Raw genomic sequence first — 17867 nt, forward strand, 5'->3', positions numbered from 1 at the left:
TTTGTATTCAAAAAGGTTTATTTGAGTCTCATAGAAGCTGTCATTTTAATCCTCCTTCATCGATAAAATAGTAATGTTAATATAACATTTTGTTGGTTTTTTTACAATATATCTCTAAGTAGAAAGATTATATAACAAAAGTATAAAAATACAATTTTAGATTGATTATACATCTCCTTAATTTAGAGTGTACTCATAAAATACGGTTCTGTTGCAAAGTTGAATTTATAATATAATTTTAACAAAAAGGAGTCTTCTGTATGAACTATTTCAGATATAAACAATTTAACAAGGATGTTATCACTGTAGCCGTTGGCTACTATCTAAGATATGCATTGAGCTATCGTGATATATCTGAAATATTAAGAGAACGTGGTGTAAACGTTCATCATTCAACGATCTACCGTTGGGTTCAAGAATATGCCCCAATTTTATATCAAATTTGGAAGAAAAAGCATAAAAAAGCTTATTACAAATGGCGTATTGATGAGACGTATATCAAAATAAAAGGAAAATGGAGCTATTTATATCGTGCCATTGATACAGAGGGACATACATTAGATATTTGGTTGCGTAAGCAACGAGATAATCATTCAGCATATGCGTTTATCAAACGTCTCATTAAACAATTTGGTAAGCCTCAAAAGGTAGTTACAGATCAGGCACCTTCAACGAAGGCAGCAATGGCTAAAATAATTAAAGCTTTTAAACTTAAACCTGACTGTCATTGTACATCGAAATATCTGAATAACCTCATTGAGCAAGATCACCGTCATATTAAAGTAAGAAAGACAAGATATCAAAGTATCAATACGGCAAAGAATACTTTAAAAGGTATTGAATGTATTTACGCTCTATATAAAAAGAACCGTAGGTCTCTTCAGATCTACGGATTTTCCCCATGCCACGAAATTAGCATCATGCTAGCAAGTTAAACGAACACTGACATGATATATTAGTGATTAGCTATATTTTTTACTTTGCAACAGAACCAACAAAAACCGTGCCAGAATTATTTCTTATCTTCCCCTCATTTATGTCATAATAATAAAAAACGACTGTGGTGGTGAGATGATGAAAGTATTAATCGTAGAGGATGACTTAGTTATCGGGAAGATGCTTGCTGAAGAGCTCAAGAAGTGGCAGCTAGAACCGATCTTAATAGAAGGTTTCAATCATGTAATGGATGCCTTCAACACGAATGCACCGGAACTTGTGTTACTCGATATTAATTTACCTGCCTTCAATGGTTATCACTGGTGTCAGGAGATTCGTAAAGTTTCTACTGTACCGATTATATTTATTAGTTCGCGTAACGACAGTATGGATCAAGTAATGGCGATGCAGATGGGTGCGGATGATTTCATTGAGAAGCCATTTAATATGACTGTTACAATTACTAAGATTCAAGCACTATTACGCCGCACGTATGATTTCACCACTCAAGTTAATAATTTAACAGTAGATGATTGCGAGTTACTACTTGATGCAGCAAAGCTTAAATTTAATGAAGAAACCATAGACCTGACACACACTGAATTGCAAATCATGCATAGCTTATTCCAGAACAAGGGCAAATTCGTCAGTCGTAATGCGTTAATCGAAAAATGCTGGGAATCAGAACACTTCATTGATGACAATACGCTTGCTGTCAACATTACACGTTTACGCAAAAAGCTACAAAAACTAGGACTTACAGATTTTATCGAAACGAAGAAAAATGTCGGATATCGTGTAGGTGACGTATGAATTTCTTGAAATCAATCCAACGTGAAATTTATATTGTCATCCTTACTTGTGCTTTATTCTACTTTATATTATTCATGTATAATGTGCCGATGCAAGCATATATGATTGGTCTAGGTATTGTATTGTTTGTTTCAATGATTTACTGGGGTATCCATTACATGAACTTTAAAAAAGAATAAACACTACAGGAACAGAACGAAGATTTAAGAATCGAAAACCATAAACTTCGTAATGACTTTATTAACTACCAAAGTGAGTTAGAGTCATATTTTTTAATGTGGGTGCATCAAATCAAGACACCGATTACAGCATCAAAGTTACTGCTTGAAGATCCTGATGAACACGTGATTTCTAACGTGCGTAATGAAGTCTTACAAATTGATAATTACACGAATCTTGCACTGAACTATTTGAAACTCATGAACCAAAAGACATACATGGTCTTTATGGAAGTGAGTGTAGATGAATTAATTCGACCACTGATTAAACGTTATGCGATACAGTTTATTCATCATCAAACAAAGTTGCATTATGAGAAAAGTGAAGCGGTTATATTAACAGATGCCAAATGGGCATCAATTATGATTGAGCAAATATTAAACAATGCATTAAAATATGCACGTGGCAAAGATGTGTGGATTACGTTTGACGAAAATACAAAGAAATTATCAATCCGAGATAACGGTATCGGCATTAATGCGAGTGATTTACCGAAAATCTTTGATAAAGGTTTCTCGGGCTATAACGGTAGAATAAGTGAGAAATCAAGCGGTATTGGTTTATATATTGTCAGCACAATCTCAAAGCGCTTAGGCCATAAAGTAAGTGCTACATCTACATTAAACGATGGTTCAATATTCACCATTCAATTTAAATAACTCCAATCTTTCATTTTTGTAAGATTAGCGGCTGTTTTTGTAAGAATAGATAAAGGCAGCCTTTTCTAATCGCGCGTAAGATAAAGGTAACAACAAACTAAGAAAGGTGCCAGAGGTGAAAAATTTGAATAATATAATTGAAATAAATAACTTAACAAAGCAATATGGAAGTCAGATAGCAGTTAATAATTTGAGTATAACTGTTGAAAGTGGACAAATTTATGGTTTTTTAGGAAGAAATGGTGCAGGCAAAACAACTACTATAAGAATGCTTTTAGGCTTAATTAAACCTACGAAAGGTAATATTAAAATATTTGAAAAAGAGTTCGAAAGTAATAAAACTGAAATTTTAAAAAATATTGGTGCTATGGTTGAAACGCCAGGTTTTTATAGTAATTTGACAGCTAAAGAGAACTTAACTATAAATGCTAAAATATTAGGTATACAAAAAGAAAATGCAATTGAAGAAGTGTTAGAAATAGTAGGACTAGCTTCTGAAAAAGTAAAATTGTTTAAAAATTATTCTTTAGGTATGAAGCAACGTTTAGGGATTGCGAGAGCTTTATTGCACAATCCCGAATTATTGATACTTGATGAGCCGACGAATGGATTAGATCCTATTGGCATAAAAGAAATTAGAAAGTTGATTAAGGATCTGGCTCAATCTAGAAATATAACCATTTTAATTTCAAGTCATATATTGTCAGAAATAGAGCAGTTAGTAGACAAGGTGGGTATTATTCATAACGGAGTTTTGTTAGAAGAAATTATGTATGAAGATTTAAAAAAAAAGAACAGACAATTTATAAGTATATCAGTATCAGATGAAGAAAAAGTTGCATGTTTGTTGGAAACTAACTTCGGAATTTATGACTATAAAATTAAAGAAAATGGCGAATTTAAAATTTATTCACATATTGATAGACAACAAGAAATTAATAGATTATTAGTATTAAACAATATTGATGTTTTCCAGATGAGAGTGATAGAAGATAATCTAGAAACTTATTTCGAAGACTTAGTAGGAGGTGGCACAATTGGATAATCTACTCCGTACAGAATTTATTAAGTTAAAAAGATCATATATGTTTCTAATAAGTATTTTAGGTACATGCGTAGCACCTTTTATGGTGGTTGTAGCTTCTTTTATTAGTATGCGGACGAAAGTACCGACTCCTAATATTGTATTTAAACAGTTATTTGAAGAAGTCAGTTTATATCATATGCTAATTATTGGACCTCCTCTATATGGGGTTATAATAGCCTATTTGTTTGGAAGAGAATATATAGAAGATACTTTAAAAAACTTATTAATTATACCTATATCTAGAGAAAGTTTTTTAGTAAGTAAAATAATATTATTATTCTTGTGGATTCAAACACTATCTGTTATTGCATGGTTGCTAACTTTAATGCTAGGTATGCTATTGCATTTTCAAGGGTTAAGCCAGAGTTTAATAATTGATTCATTCTTTACATTTGTTATTGGCGGAGTGTTATTATGGATATTATCTCCACCAATAATTATTTTGTCGATATATTTTAAAAATTATGTTCCCACAATTGTTTTAACCATAATAATTACTTTGATAAATTTAATGACTGCTAATTCTGAACATAGAGGATTATTTCCTTGGGCTGCAGTTGGAGACATATCTAGAGGAACATTACCTAATACTTATCCATTTCTATTATCTTTAATTATCATAATTGTTACATCTATATTCAGTGTAATTATATTATTCTCATACTTTAAAAAAACTGATATAAGTTAAAAGGAGGAGAAAAATGGGTTTTATAGAGCAGATTAAAGCATTTATTTTAGGTGTAGTTGAAGGGTTGACAGAATTTGCTCCAGTATCATCAACAGGTCATATGATTATTGTTGATGATATGTGGTTAAACACTGCTGACGATTTAGGAAGTGCGTCTGCAACTACTTTTAAGGTGGTAATACAGTTAGGAGGTTCTGTTGCAAAGTTGAATTTATAATATAATTTTAACAAAAAGGAGTCTTCTGTATGAACTATTTCAGATATAAACAATTTAACAAGGATGTTATCACTGTAGCCGTTGGCTACTATCTAAGATATGCATTGAGCTATCGTGATATATCTGAAATATTAAGAGAACGTGGTGTAAACGTTCATCATTCAACGATCTACCGTTGGGTTCAAGAATATGCCCCAATTTTATATCAAATTTGGAAGAAAAAGCATAAAAAAGCTTATTACAAATGGCGTATTGATGAGACGTATATCAAAATAAAAGGAAAATGGAGCTATTTATATCGTGCCATTGATACAGAGGGACATACATTAGATATTTGGTTGCGTAAGCAACGAGATAATCATTCAGCATATGCGTTTATCAAACGTCTCATTAAACAATTTGGTAAGCCTCAAAAGGTAGTTACAGATCAGGCACCTTCAACGAAGGCAGCAATGGCTAAAATAATTAAAGCTTTTAAACTTAAACCTGACTGTCATTGTACATCGAAATATCTGAATAACCTCATTGAGCAAGATCACCGTCATATTAAAGTAAGAAAGACAAGATATCAAAGTATCAATACGGCAAAGAATACTTTAAAAGGTATTGAATGTATTTACGCTCTATATAAAAAGAACCGTAGGTCTCTTCAGATCTACGGATTTTCCCCATGCCACGAAATTAGCATCATGCTAGCAAGTTAAACGAACACTGACATGATATATTAGTGATTAGCTATATTTTTTACTTTGCAACAGAACCATCATTTTTATTAAAATACTCTTTTGTAAAATCTTTCTGCTCTTCAATGTATTTAATTTCTTTACCTCTAAATCTATTATAGCTATTTGATGATTACAATAAAATTGATCTTACCTTATTGCCCTTGGAAGAGTTAGATAATTACCTAAAGGGCGATAAATTAATAAAGGTTCTAATTGATAAAGATTGTAGAATTAAAAGGGACATAGTTCCGACTGATATAGATTATCATGTAAGAAAGCCAAGCGCAAGGGAGTATGATGATTGCTGCAATGAATTTTGGAATGTAACACCTTATGTTATTAAAGGATTGTGCCGTAAGGAAATTTTATTTGCTATTGATCATTTTAATCAGATTGTTCGCCATGAGCTGCTGAGAATGATATCATGGAAGGTCGGCATCGAAACAGGCTTTAAATTAAGTGTAGGCAAGAACTATAAGTTTATTGAAAGGTATATATCCGAGGATTTGTGGGAGAAACTTTTGTCCACCTACCGGATGGATTCCTATGAAAACATATGGGAAGCATTATTTCTATGCCATCAATTGTTCAGGGCGGTATCCGGTGAGGTGGCGGAAAGGCTTCATTATGCCTATCCGGAGTATGATAGGAATATAACAAAATATACCAGGGACATGTATAAAAAATACACTGGTAAAACCGGCTGCCTGGATAGCACATATGCCGCTGATATAGAAGAGAGGCGGGAACAGTGATTACAGAAATGAAAGCAGGGCACCTGAAAGATATCGATAAACCCAGCGAACCATTTGAGGTGATAGGTAAGATTATACCGAGGTATGAAAACGAGAATTGGACCTTTACAGAATTACTCTATGAAGCGCCATATTTAAAAAGCTACCAAGACGAAGAGGATGAAGAGGATGAGGAGGCAGATTGCCTTGAATATATTGACAATACTGATAAGATAATATAATATATCTTTACTACCAAGACGATAAATGCGTCGGAAAAGTTAAACTGCGAAAAAATTGGAACCGGTACGCTTATATAGAAGATATCGCCGTATGTAAGGATTTCAGGGGGCAAGGCATAGGCAGCGCGCTTATCAATATATCTATAGAATGGGCAAAGCATAAAAACTTGCATGGACTAATGCTTGAAACCCAGGACAATAACCTTATAGCTTGTAAATTCTATCATAATTGTGGTTTCAAAATCGGCTCCGTCGATACTATGTTATACGCCAACTTTGAAAAAGCTGTTTTCTGGTATTTAAGGTTTTAGAATGCAAGGAACAGTGAATTGGAGTTCGTCTTGTTATAATTAGCTTCTTGGGGTATCTTTAAATACTGTAGAAAAGAGGAAGGAAATAATAAATGGCTAAAATGAGAATATCACCGGAATTGAAAAAACTGATCGAAAAATACCGCTGCGTAAAAGATACGGAAGGAATGTCTCCTGCTAAGGTATATAAGCTGGTGGGAGAAAATGAAAACCTATATTTAAAAATGACGGACAGCCGGTATAAAGGGACCACCTATGATGTGGAACGGGAAAAGGACATGATGCTATGGCTGGAAGGAAAGCTGCCTGTTCCAAAGGTCCTGCACTTTGAACGGCATGATGGCTGGAGCAATCTGCTCATGAGTGAGGCCGATGGCGTCCTTTGCTCGGAAGAGTATGAAGATGAACAAAGCCCTGAAAAGATTATCGAGCTGTATGCGGAGTGCATCAGGCTCTTTCACTCCATCGACATATCGGATTGTCCCTATACGAATAGCTTAGACAGCCGCTTAGCCGAATTGGATTACTTACTGAATAACGATCTGGCCGATGTGGATTGCGAAAACTGGGAAGAAGACACTCCATTTAAAGATCCGCGCGAGCTGTATGATTTTTTAAAGACGGAAAAGCCCGAAGAGGAACTTGTCTTTTCCCACGGCGACCTGGGAGACAGCAACATCTTTGTGAAAGATGGCAAAGTAAGTGGCTTTATTGATCTTGGGAGAAGCGGCAGGGCGGACAAGTGGTATGACATTGCCTTCTGCGTCCGGTCGATCAGGGAGGATATCGGGGAAGAACAGTATGTCGAGCTATTTTTTGACTTACTGGGGATCAAGCCTGATTGGGAGAAAATAAAATATTATATTTTACTGGATGAATTGTTTTAGTACCTAGATTTAGATGTCTAAAAAGCTTTAACTACAAGCTTTTTAGACATCTAATCTTTTCTGAAGTACATCCGCAACTGTCCATACTCTGATGTTTTATATCTTTTCTAAAAGTTCGCTAGATAGAGTTCTATATTAGAGATGTAAAGAGTTTTGGTGAAGAGGTTTGTGAGTATGGCTTTTATAACCAGGGTGCAATGAGAAGCACTAACAGCAGCTAGCTTAAGAACGCATAGGATATACTTGGTTCTGTTGCAAAGTAAAAAAATATAGCTAACCACTAATTTATCATGTCAGTGTTCGCTTAACTTGCTAGCATGATGCTAATTTCGTGGCATGGCGAAAATCCGTAGATCTGAAGAGACCTGCGGTTCTTTTTATATAGAGCGTAAATACATTCAATACCTTTTAAAGTATTCTTTGCTGTATTGATACTTTGATACCTTGTCTTTCTTACTTTAATATGACGGTGATCTTGCTCAATGAGGTTATTCAGATATTTCGATGTACAATGACAGTCAGGTTTAAGTTTAAAAGCTTTAATTACTTTAGCCATTGCTACCTTCGTTGAAGGTGCCTGATCTGTAATTACCTTTTGAGGTTTACCAAATTGTTTAATGAGACGTTTGATAAACGCATATGCTGAATGATTATCTCGTTGCTTACGCAACCAAATATCTAATGTATGTCCCTCTGCATCAATGGCACGATATAAATAGCTCCATTTTCCTTTTATTTTGATGTACGTCTCATCAATACGCCATTTGTAATAAGCTTTTTTATGCTTTTTCTTCCAAATTTGATACAAAATTGGGGCATATTCTTGAACCCAACGGTAGACCGTTGAATGATGAACGTTTACACCACGTTCCCTTAATATTTCAGATATATCACGATAACTCAATGCATATCTTAGATAGTAGCCAACGGCTACAGTGATAACATCCTTGTTAAATTGTTTATATCTGAAATAGTTCATACAGAAGACTCCTTTTTGTTAAAATTATACTATAAATTCAACTTTGCAACAGAACCTTATATTCTCCTGCATCTGATCAAAACTATAGATATGCGAATACACAAGAATTTATAAATAAAATAAAAAGTAAGTATGACATTGATTTTATTACTGGTCATTCACTAGGTGGAAGAGATGCGGTAGTTCTTGGAATGAGTAATGGTATTCCGAACATTGTGGTTTATAATCCAGCTCCTATTTCTATAAATAGTTTGAATCCTAATTCCCCAGATGGAAAACGATTGTTAGAGTTATATAAAAATTATAAAGGTAATATTACTAGGTTTGTTGCAGAAAATGATGCATTGACAGAAAATCTGAAGAAATATAAGCATTATGTTTTTTTCGGTAATGATAAAGTCTTTAAAAATGGTAAAGGTCATGAAATGGAAGGCTTTCTGACCGAAGAAGAACAAAAAGCTATAAAAAAAGAACTTAAAAAACTACAAGGTTATGCAGAAGAAAATAATAAGTCATTTGTAAAGAATTCAAATAATGCTATCTCTAAATTAGCTAGTATAGAATTACTTAGAGCAAATATGATGACTACAAATGGAGGAGGATTATCTTCTTCGCAGCAAAAAGTTTTAGAAAGTTTAACAGCTTTAACAATTGCGCAGTCATTCAGTCAACTGATAGACGATGAAATTAATCAAATCAAAAAAATGTATAATGAAAAGAAAAAGGAATTTGGAAAAAATTGGGAAGACGCTCAAAAAGCTGGAAAAGCTGTAGGTGAAGATTTGAGTGTAAATGGAGTTCTCAATGCTTTAGATGAAGGTCAAGTGAATGAAAGTAGTATGGTAAGAGAACCTGAACAAATGATATCTGCAAAAGAAAGACAACTTTCAACGATAGGGTCTTCTGTATCAAATTATATTATGAGAGTTAGACTCAGTATTAATGAAATCGTTGATAAAGATCAAGTGCTTGCATCACAAATAGGTGGATTACTATGATGTTTAATCAAATTAATAATAAAAATGAATTAGAAGAATCATATGAATCTGAGAAAAAACGTATAGAGAATGAACTGCATAATTTAAATGAACTTAGGCATAGAACTCGAAAAGAAAATGAACGTAGTTATGATGTTTTTCAATATTTGAAGCACGAAATGAATTATAGTGAAGATGCCCAAAGGAAAATGACGAGAAATATAGAAGCGTATGAGCAAGAAATCAATGAGATAATTAGAAAGCAAGAATGGAAATTAGAAGAATATAAAGAAGACTTAAAAAAGTCTTATGAAAAGCAGTTAGATAAACTAAGTGACTGATAATTTGGAGGAGATTAAATGACTCTAATAGAACCAGATATGAACTTAAGAATGCCAGATATAAGTACTACAGTAGAAACACTTAATCTCATATCTAAAATGGAAGCGCAAAAAGAAAACATTCGTTCAGTTATTGCACCTGAACATAAGCATAAATATAAAGATATTGAAAACGGATTAAAAGGTGAAGAAAAAGTATTGATTGAACAAATGGCGCAGCATTGCGAAGCTTTTAAAGCTAATTTTAAAGGTGCAGCTCAAGGAGACTGGGTTAAAAGTGCAATGTCTGAGATAGACAGTATTAAAGATGATTTGAAAAAAATTAATAGCTAAACTACATATCATACTACTAAATAAAGCGACCAATGTTCAGTATATTCACAACTGACACTAGGCCGCTTCTTTTTAATTTATTTTATTTCCATGTAAAGTAACGCTCTCTTAATCGAAATACCACACTCACAATTGTAAAAACACAACTTAAATTACTGTCCCGCATTAAACATATCTACATTCCAAACAGCAACAACAAAATCCTCAAGTACCAAAAGCTATGACCACTTTATCAAAATCAACGCAAGTTAACCTCTCCCGAACTACCCGCTATAGATCATCATCACCTTACAAACCATAAAGCGCTGCAGTTAAGTATTGAATAGCATAGCCAATTGAAATGAAAATAGCAATCGTTATAATGGCACTACCAATTGTATATAAAGTATGTTTCGTAGATAAACCTTCCGTCTTAGAACCAAAAACACTTAGTAGAATAAATGCAATGCCAATGACATATAAAACTAAAATGACAAATAACATGTTTATACACCTCGATTCTCTTTAGTGAGATATATCTTTGTCTCCATTATAAAGTAAAGTGCTCAATAATTTAATTAAGTATACTATTTTTTTATTATCGAAGATTGCGAAAGAGGAAACGCTCCTATATAATGTAAAACGGAATTATTCCTATTTACAAATAAATTGAAGTGAGGGTATATATATGGCTAAAATTCCAGTTACGGTATTAAGTGGTTATTTAGGCTCGGGGAAAACAACATTGTTAAATCATATTTTACAAAATCGTGAAGGTCGACGTATCGCGGTAATTGTAAATGATATGAGTGAAGTTAATATCGATAAAGATCTTGTCGCAGATGGTGGGGGACTATCGCGTACAGATGAAAAATTAGTCGAACTCTCTAATGGTTGTATCTGTTGTACACTTAGAGATGATTTATTAAAAGAAGTTGAGCGTTTAGTGAAAAAAGGTGGCATCGATCAAATTGTTATTGAGTCAACAGGGATTTCAGAGCCAGTACCTGTTGCACAAACTTTCTCATATATTGATGATGAACTTGGCATTGATCTTACAGCGATTTGCCGTTTAGATACAATGGTTACAGTTGTTGATGCTAACCGCTTCGTACATGACATCAACTCAGAAGATTTATTGATGGATCGTGATCAAAGCGTTGATGAAACAGATGAACGTTCGATTGCTGATTTATTAATTGACCAAGTTGAATTTTGTGATGTATTGATTATTAATAAAATTGATTTAATTAGTGAAGAAGAACTTGCAAAGTTAGAAAAAGTGTTAAGCGCATTGCAACCTATTGCTAAAATTATTAAGACAACAAATTCTGAAGTAGATTTAAAAGAAGTCTTAAATACGCAGCGTTTTGATTTTGAAAAAGCGAGCGAGTCAGCAGGATGGATCAAAGAACTTGAGTCGGGTGGTCATGCATCGCATACGCCTGAAACAGAAGAATATGGCATATCATCATTTGTATATAAACGTCGTCTACCTTTCCATGCTAAAAGGTTCAATGATTGGTTAGAAAGCATGTCAAATAATGTCGTTCGATCAAAAGGTATCGTATGGTTAGCACAATACAATCATGTAGCATGTTTATTATCTCAAGCAGGGTCATCTTGCAATATTCACCCAGTTACATATTGGGTGGCTAGTATGTCTGAAGCGCAACAAACACAAATATTAGCAGAACGTCAAGATGTCGCAGCTGAATGGGATCCAGAATATGGCGATCGTCATACACAATTTGTCATTATTGGTACAGAATTAGATGAAGAAAAATTAACAAAAGAACTCGATGCATGCTTAGTCAATGCGCAAGAAATTGATGCAGATTGGCAACAATTTGAAGATCCATATCAATGGCAAATTAGACCAGCACGATAAGTTGAATGAAGTATAATCATTTTTGAATTGTGGCTTAATTGTTTGCAATTTATGACAATTAATAAAAAGTTAAGATGTTCTTAGGAACTTTTTGTTTTCAATCTATCTAAAGTGTGATAGTTTTGATAAAGCAGAAATTTGCATTTTATCCATAGGGCTAGGACATGTATGTGTCTTAGTCCTTTTTATATTTGCGTTGATGAAAAATGATAAAACCATCGTACCAACTGTTAATTGAAAGTACAATTATTGTTTAACGGTCATAAAAATGAGTGAAGTAATTGCAGCTATCAATGTACTATTACTGCTTACAGTCACACGAGTGTTTCAGACTAAACGTGCAACGAAATTCTGCACGCGGCCAATATATCTTGCGCCAGATCAAGAAGATCATTAAGATTTCGCACGCCAAATCATGAATGTCTTAGACTTCGAGTATCAAACATAAAACACGCCACAAAAATATAACGCGTCAGACTACAAAGATCACGAATATTCCTTACGTACCACCAAGAACATCCTATACAAAAAATACCAAGACCATTTATTTGCAACAAACAAACAAGACTCACCTCACATCAATAAATCAACACAAAGCAAAGCCACCATCCCTATTGGTATAGTGGCCTGAGAATTTTAAGTATTCAATTCGCTTAAATTATTTTGCGAAAATGTCGATAATTGCTTTGATGATTTTAATGATAGTACCTACAATAGCCATCGTTTTGTCCTCCTGTATGTTGATTTAACATAGTGATGAGTTGTTGATTGTTAATGTTTGAGATTAGTTGTTACCTAAAAATTTACCAAGTAAATCTTTAAAGAATTTGAATAATTTTGCTACGAATTCCATGTGAATGGCCCCCTTCAAATAAGATGTTCATATCTATGAGATTTTTATAACTTACTTACCAGTGAATTTCTCAATTAATCCTTTAATGAATTTAATGATTCCTGCAATGATACCCATGTGAAAGACCTCCTTTGTTTGTTATGAAATCTTATTTACCAGTGAATTGTTCGATTAAGCTTTTGATAACTTTAATGATGCCAGCGATGATACCCATTAAGATTACCTCCTTTGCTTATGAGTTAACTTCATTGTACATAGTTATCTTGTGCGTAATTGATTTTTTTCCTAACTTGAATTGTTATGATCATAACTGCGAATTTTTTATTTTAAAAGGACGGGAAATACTGCCTAACTGTACAGGTGCGTTTACAAAATCTTTACAATCATTGGTTTAATAGAGGTTAAGCTCATGAATTTGACATGAAGCAGAAATTTAATTATATTTTATGTTATAAGTTTAAAACGAATAACACGTTAGGTCTCGTCTAGGCAAAGCATATTTATGAAGATGAATTGAACAGACAGAAGTAACATTTTATATACATATGTGCATGGGAGCACGCTTAAAGAGAACACTGCAACAAGGTATATCAACGTACCGTGATGCAGTGTCTAGTTAAACTGAAACCTGCAATAGTAAATTTTCTGCCATTATGTACAGAATCTACTATTGTAGGTTTTTATTTTTATACATAAGCAATTATGCGAGAGATTAGAAATAAGGAGGTTATGCAGTGTTAAGTTTTCAATTGCTATTTTCACTGTTTGTTATTGCGCTTATCATTGCATTGATAAGTGGCTTGTTGTTTTTAGCACCAGTTATGCCAATGAGATATATTAAATTACATTTATACATACTAGTCATGCCAGTATTATTTGCAGTCATTGGCTTTTTCGGTATTCATGGTCAACATGTCTTAGGTCCATTTAAAATAGATCGTTTATCTTGGTTATTAGCTGGCTTTGTAATGGCGCTTGGTTTTATTATTCAAAAGTTTTCAATGCGATATTTACTAGGTGATCATCATTATAGACATTACTTTCCATTGTTCACTGCGATTACGTCGTTTGCATCTTTAGCATGGATGTCTGAAGACTTAAGACTGATGGCACTCTGCTGGGGTATGACATTATTATGTTTAACACTGCTGATGAACGTTAATCGTTTTTGGAAAGTGCCACGTGAGTCTGCGAAATTATCAAGCATGACATTTTTATGTGGTTGGCTTGCATTCGTTGGAGCAATTGTAACTATTTATATTGCGACTGGTGAGTGGCGGGTACCACAACATATAGTACATCCGACATGGTCATTGTTGACGAATGTACTACTTGTATTAGCTGTCATGATACCGGCAGCACAATTTCCTTTTCATCGATGGTTGATTGAATCTGTAACGGCACCAACGCCAGTATCGGCAATTATGCATGCAGGAATTGTGAATGCAGGTGGTGTTATTCTAACTCGTTTTGCGCCGATATTTGATAATGGATTTGCGTTATCATTATTACTTATCCTTTCTAGTATTTCTGTATTGTTAGGATCGGGTATTAGCTTGGTTCAAGTTGACTACAAAAGACAGTTAGTGGGCTCTACGATGAGTCAAATGGGCTTTATGTTAGTTCAATGTGCATTGGGTGTATATTCAGCAGCGATTATTCATTTAATATTGCACGGTATTTTTAAAGCAACATTATTTTTACAATCAGGTTCTATCGTGAAGCGATTCAATATTCCAAAACAAGCATCTGCTAAAGACGCTTATGGCTGGATTGTCATGGGACGTGTATTAGCTATTATCGTGGCATTTCTATTTTGGATGAGTAGTGACAGAAGTGCATATGAAGTGTTAAGTGCACTCATTCTAGCATGGTCATTACTTGTATCTTGGAATCAGATGGTAGCCTTTAGTAAAGGGCGCATGGCACGTCTGGTTGGCATGATTTTGATTGCAATTGTGACATTTATCTACGTCATCACACACAATTATTTTTACGATGTATTACAAAATATAACAACACATGCGACAACACCGCCTACAGTGAGTGTCATCATTAGTGTTGTCATTTTAATCTTTGGCAGTTTATTAAGTATTTGGGTGGCGCGTCATCGATACTCTAAGGGTTTTGCGGTATTGTACGTGTGGTTAGTTAATCTAGGTGAAGCACGCTCGAAAGCGATAGAAAGTCATCCGAATTATTTGAAGAAGTATTTATAGGAGGTGAAAGGTATGACAACACAGTTAAATATCAATTCAGTCATTGAAAATGCGAAACGTGTTATTACACCATTATCACCGATTTCGATTTTTGCAGCACGTAACCCCTGGGAAGGATTAGAAGCGGATACGTTTGAAGATGTCGCAAAATGGTTACGTGACGTTCGCGATGTGGATATTTTCCCAAATAAAGCATTAATAGAAAGCGCTGTGGCACGTGGTGAATTAGATGAAAGTGTCTTTAATCAACTTGTTACTGATATGTTACTTGAACATCACTACAATATCCCGCAACACTACATCAATCTTTATATTGATAACATTAAAACATTAAAAGACGTACCTGCATCATATATGAATCATTCAAATGTTGATGTTGTTGCTGATCTACTATTAGAAAAATCAAAACGTGATATGGCTGAATCATATCATCACTATGATGTACGTCCGATGAGTGATGCAATAATAGATGAACAAGGTGAGCCACTTAGCGAACAAGTGAATCGTCAAATGATTAAATGGACGAAACTTTATATCGATCAATTTCTATCGAGTTGGACAATGCCGAAGCGTGAGCAAAGTTTTTACCATGCATGGTTGCATTTAGCGCAACATGACCATAGTTTTACTAAAGCACAGCGCCAAGTGATTAAAGGCTTACCCAATGATCCTGAAATGACGATAGAGTCAGTATTAACTTATTTTTCAATAGATCAGGAAGACTACCAAGCTTATGTTGAAGGACATCTTTTGGCGTTACCGGGTTGGGCAGGTATGTTGTATTACCGTTCACAACAGCATCACTTTGAACAACATTTGTTAACGGATTATTTGGCAATTCGGTTAGTTGTCGAACAATTGCTAGTTGGTGATGAGTTTAAGTCAGTCACTAAAGATTGTGAAAGTAGATCGGAAAATTGGTTTAAGCAAACTGTTGCATCATTGTGTTACTACAGTGATATGCCTAGCGATGTATTACTACAACATGACGTCAATGAAATTCAAACGTTTATTCATTTTGCAGCAACTATGAATAAAAATGTATTTAAAAATTTATGGCTAATTGCCTGGGAAATGACATACGAATCTCAGTTAAAACAAAAAATTAAAGCAGGTCATGAAAGTGTGGCGGGCGCATTAGATGTAAACCAAGTAAATGTCTCAGAAAATGATAACGCTAATCAGCCACATTCAGTATTGTTAAATGACACACAAGCAGTTGATGAAAATAATAGCGAGCTAAATCAGGTGGGCACATCAACGAAAGCGCAAATTGCATTTTGTATAGATGTTCGTTCAGAACCATTTCGTAGACATATCGAAGCAGCAGGGCCCTTTGAAACGATTGGTATTGCAGGTTTCTTTGGATTACCTATTCAAAAAGATGCCGTAGACGAACAATTCAAACATGATTCATTACCTGTCATGGTACCGCCGGCATATCGCATTAAAGAATTTGCAGACCGCTACGATATGAATGTTTATCGACAACAGCAACAGACAATGTCATCGATGTTTTACACATTTAAATTGATGAAAAATAATGTTATGCCTAGTCTGTTATTGCCTGAATTAAGTGGGCCATTTTTAAGCTTGAGTACCATTGTCAATTCGATTATGCCTAGAAAAAGTCGCGCGTCTTTACAAAAAATAAAACAAAAATGGTTGAAAAAGCCTGAAACAAAGTTAACGATTGATCGTGAGTTTGACCGAACATCAGACTTACCTGTTGGATTTACTGAGCAAGAGCAAATTGATTTCGCGTTACAAGCGTTGAAATTGATGGATTTAACCGAAGCATTTGCGCCGTTCGTTGTGTTAGCAGGTCATGCTAGTCATTCTCACAATAATCCACATCATGCATCACTTGAATGTGGGGCTTGTGGTGGCGCATCAAGCGGTTTTAATGCTAAGTTATTAGCGATGATATGTAATCGTCCAAATGTCAGACAAGGATTAAAACAATCAGGTGTGTATATTCCAGAGACAACTGTTTTTGCGGCAGCAGAACATCATACGTCTACTGATACGTTGGCATGGGTATATGTGCCAGACACATTATCAGCTTTAGCTCTAGATGCATATGAATCATTGAATGACGCGATGCCGATGATTTCTGAACAAGCGAATCGCGAACGTTTGGACAAACTGCCAACGATTGGTCGTGTGAATCATCCAGTGGAAGAAGCACAGCGGTTTGCAAGTGATTGGAGTGAGGTACGTCCAGAATGGGGCTTGGCTAAAAATGCATCATTTATAATTGGACGACGCCAATTAACAAAAGGCATTGATTTAGAAGGGCGGACATTTTTACACAATTATGATTGGCGTAAAGATAAAGATGGCAAATTGTTAAATACCATCATTTCTGGTCCGGCGCTTGTGGCACAATGGATTAATTTACAATATTATGCGTCGACAGTTGCGCCGCATTTTTACGGAAGTGGGAATAAAGCGACACAAACCGTCACGTCAGGTGTTGGTGTCATGCAAGGTAATGCGAGTGATCTGATGTATGGCTTATCATGGCAATCTGTTATGGCTGCTGATCGGACGATGTATCATTCGCCAATTCGTTTACTTGTCGTTATTCAGGCACCCGACTATGTTGTAGCTAGACTATTCGCGAATAATGAGCATTTCGCTAGGAAGGTGTCTAATCATTGGCTGCGTTTAATGAGCGTTAATGAGGAAGGGCGTTTTAAAAGTTGGATTTAACGATGATATGTTGCGATGCTAAGTAATTAATATATCATCATATCTACAATGTTCTAGCT

17 protein-coding genes and 5 pseudogenes are annotated in these 17867 nt (G+C 34.6%); 16 read left to right on the forward strand and 6 right to left on the reverse strand.

The genetic code is table 11. From position 1 onward, the window contains the following. Positions 1 to 260 precede the first annotated feature (260 nt). From NSS86_RS00680 to aph(3')-IIIa, 10 genes and pseudogenes are all read left to right on the forward strand, one after another. Complete coding sequence (locus NSS86_RS00680) at positions 261 to 935, forward strand: IS6 family transposase (RefSeq protein WP_001105960.1); 675 nt, start codon at positions 261 to 263, stop codon at positions 933 to 935. A gap of 139 nt (positions 936 to 1074) precedes the next feature. Next, positions 1075 to 1749, forward strand: a complete 675-nt coding sequence (locus NSS86_RS00685; RefSeq protein ID WP_000866106.1) for a response regulator transcription factor — start codon at positions 1075 to 1077, stop codon at positions 1747 to 1749. Continuing rightward, a pseudogene (locus NSS86_RS00690) lies at positions 1746 to 2627 on the forward strand (sensor histidine kinase). Before NSS86_RS00685 ends, NSS86_RS00690 begins: the two are co-directional and overlap by 4 nt. Before the next feature lie 115 nt (positions 2628 to 2742). After that, on the forward strand, positions 2743 to 3672 hold the full coding sequence (locus tag NSS86_RS00695) for an ABC transporter ATP-binding protein (RefSeq protein WP_000793446.1): 930 nt from the start codon (positions 2743 to 2745) through the stop codon (positions 3670 to 3672). Beyond that, positions 3665 to 4402 carry an ABC transporter permease gene (locus NSS86_RS00700; protein ID WP_000369394.1) on the forward strand — a complete coding sequence of 246 codons (738 nt, stop codon included), beginning with the start codon at positions 3665 to 3667 and terminating at the stop codon, positions 4400 to 4402. Before NSS86_RS00695 ends, NSS86_RS00700 begins: the two co-directional genes overlap by 8 nt. Before the next feature lie 13 nt (positions 4403 to 4415). Further along, a pseudogene (locus NSS86_RS00705) lies at positions 4416 to 4592 on the forward strand (undecaprenyl-diphosphate phosphatase); the annotation flags it as partial. Positions 4593 to 4648: 56 nt separating this feature from the next. Next, positions 4649 to 5323 carry an IS6 family transposase gene (locus tag NSS86_RS00710; protein WP_001105960.1) on the forward strand — a complete coding sequence of 225 codons (675 nt, stop codon included), beginning with the start codon at positions 4649 to 4651 and terminating at the stop codon, positions 5321 to 5323. 140 nt (positions 5324 to 5463) lie between these two features. After that, positions 5464 to 6099: pseudogene (locus NSS86_RS00715) on the forward strand (aminoglycoside 6-adenylyltransferase); the annotation flags it as partial. Next, a pseudogene (gene sat4 / locus NSS86_RS00720) lies at positions 6096 to 6631 on the forward strand (streptothricin N-acetyltransferase Sat4). The pseudogenes NSS86_RS00715 and sat4, both read left to right, overlap by 4 nt. 92 nt (positions 6632 to 6723) lie before the next feature. Then, positions 6724 to 7518, forward strand: coding sequence for an aminoglycoside O-phosphotransferase APH(3')-IIIa (gene aph(3')-IIIa, locus NSS86_RS00725; protein WP_001096887.1), 795 nt, complete (start codon positions 6724 to 6726; stop codon positions 7516 to 7518). Between the two features lie 304 nt (positions 7519 to 7822). Here aph(3')-IIIa and NSS86_RS00730 read toward each other — a convergent pair whose 3' ends face one another. Further along, positions 7823 to 8497, reverse strand: a complete 675-nt coding sequence (locus tag NSS86_RS00730; protein ID WP_001105987.1) for an IS6-like element IS257 family transposase — start codon at positions 8495 to 8497, stop codon at positions 7823 to 7825. A 56-nt stretch (positions 8498 to 8553) separates the two neighbouring features. Between NSS86_RS00730 and NSS86_RS00735 the strand changes: the two are divergent. From NSS86_RS00735 to NSS86_RS00745, 3 genes and pseudogenes are all read left to right on the forward strand, one after another. Next, positions 8554 to 9495, forward strand: a pseudogene (locus NSS86_RS00735) (hypothetical protein); the annotation flags it as partial. Beyond that, positions 9492 to 9815 (forward strand): hypothetical protein, encoded by a 324-nt coding sequence (locus NSS86_RS00740; RefSeq protein WP_000971497.1) that lies wholly within the window; start codon positions 9492 to 9494, stop codon positions 9813 to 9815. The pseudogene NSS86_RS00735 and the gene NSS86_RS00740, both read left to right, overlap by 4 nt. A gap of 18 nt (positions 9816 to 9833) precedes the next feature. Further along, positions 9834 to 10148: a hypothetical protein gene (locus tag NSS86_RS00745; protein ID WP_000172535.1), complete on the forward strand. Its 315-nt coding sequence runs from the start codon at positions 9834 to 9836 to the stop codon at positions 10146 to 10148. A 288-nt stretch (positions 10149 to 10436) separates the two neighbouring features. Here the strand turns inward: NSS86_RS00745 and NSS86_RS00750 are convergent, their stop codons facing one another. Then, a complete protein-coding gene (locus NSS86_RS00750) occupies positions 10437 to 10637 on the reverse strand; it encodes a hypothetical protein (RefSeq protein ID WP_001797248.1) in 201 nt (66 codons plus the stop codon). Between the two features lie 178 nt (positions 10638 to 10815). Here NSS86_RS00750 and NSS86_RS00755 point away from each other — a divergent pair, with 178 nt between their 5' ends. After that, the gene (locus tag NSS86_RS00755; RefSeq protein WP_001062984.1) at positions 10816 to 12018 is read left to right on the forward strand and encodes a GTP-binding protein; all 1203 of its coding nucleotides are present in this window, start codon (positions 10816 to 10818) and stop codon (positions 12016 to 12018) included. Positions 12019 to 12676: 658 nt separating this feature from the next. Here the strand turns inward: NSS86_RS00755 and NSS86_RS00760 are convergent. The 4 genes from NSS86_RS00760 to NSS86_RS00775 all read right to left on the reverse strand — a co-directional run bounded on the left by NSS86_RS00760 (position 12677) and on the right by NSS86_RS00775 (position 13085). After that, positions 12677 to 12739: a phenol-soluble modulin PSM-alpha-4 gene (locus NSS86_RS00760; protein WP_014532416.1), complete on the reverse strand. Its 63-nt coding sequence runs from the start codon at positions 12737 to 12739 to the stop codon at positions 12677 to 12679. Positions 12740 to 12802: 63 nt separating this feature from the next. Further along, a complete protein-coding gene (locus tag NSS86_RS00765) occupies positions 12803 to 12871 on the reverse strand; it encodes a phenol-soluble modulin PSM-alpha-3 (protein ID WP_014373779.1) in 69 nt (22 codons plus the stop codon). A gap of 51 nt (positions 12872 to 12922) precedes the next feature. Then, a complete protein-coding gene (locus NSS86_RS00770; RefSeq protein ID WP_014373780.1) occupies positions 12923 to 12988 on the reverse strand; it encodes a phenol-soluble modulin PSM-alpha-2 in 66 nt (21 codons plus the stop codon). 31 nt (positions 12989 to 13019) lie between these two features. After that, positions 13020 to 13085 (reverse strand): phenol-soluble modulin PSM-alpha-1, encoded by a 66-nt coding sequence (locus tag NSS86_RS00775; protein ID WP_014373781.1) that lies wholly within the window; start codon positions 13083 to 13085, stop codon positions 13020 to 13022. Between the two features lie 520 nt (positions 13086 to 13605). On the opposite strand from NSS86_RS00775, the gene NSS86_RS00780 reads away from it, so the two are divergent. Next, positions 13606 to 15090: an NADH dehydrogenase subunit 5 gene (locus NSS86_RS00780; protein WP_000948295.1), complete on the forward strand. Its 1485-nt coding sequence runs from the start codon at positions 13606 to 13608 to the stop codon at positions 15088 to 15090. A 12-nt stretch (positions 15091 to 15102) separates the two neighbouring features. Then, positions 15103 to 17808, forward strand: coding sequence for a YbcC family protein (locus tag NSS86_RS00785; protein ID WP_000211545.1), 2706 nt, complete (start codon positions 15103 to 15105; stop codon positions 17806 to 17808). The last annotated feature ends 59 nt before the right edge of the window (positions 17809 to 17867 follow it).

This window comes from Staphylococcus sp. FSL W8-0056, assembly GCF_037963075.1.
In the GTDB taxonomy this organism is placed as follows: Bacteria; Bacillota; Bacilli; order Staphylococcales; family Staphylococcaceae; genus Staphylococcus; species Staphylococcus aureus.

Excerpts from the sequence above, each read along its gene's own strand:
- NSS86_RS00730 (WP_001105987.1), bottom strand. The coding sequence starts at position 8,497 with ATGAACTATTTCAGATATAAACAATTTAACAAGGATGTTATCACTGTA.
- NSS86_RS00745 (WP_000172535.1), top strand. The coding sequence starts at position 9,834 with ATGACTCTAATAGAACCAGATATGAACTTAAGAATGCCAGATATAAGT.
- NSS86_RS00785 (WP_000211545.1), top strand. The coding sequence starts at position 15,103 with ATGACAACACAGTTAAATATCAATTCAGTCATTGAAAATGCGAAACGT.
- NSS86_RS00740 (WP_000971497.1), top strand. The coding sequence starts at position 9,492 with ATGATGTTTAATCAAATTAATAATAAAAATGAATTAGAAGAATCATAT.
- NSS86_RS00710 (WP_001105960.1), top strand. The coding sequence starts at position 4,649 with ATGAACTATTTCAGATATAAACAATTTAACAAGGATGTTATCACTGTA.
- NSS86_RS00685 (WP_000866106.1), top strand. The coding sequence starts at position 1,075 with ATGAAAGTATTAATCGTAGAGGATGACTTAGTTATCGGGAAGATGCTT.
- NSS86_RS00680 (WP_001105960.1), top strand. The coding sequence starts at position 261 with ATGAACTATTTCAGATATAAACAATTTAACAAGGATGTTATCACTGTA.
- NSS86_RS00755 (WP_001062984.1), top strand. The coding sequence starts at position 10,816 with ATGGCTAAAATTCCAGTTACGGTATTAAGTGGTTATTTAGGCTCGGGG.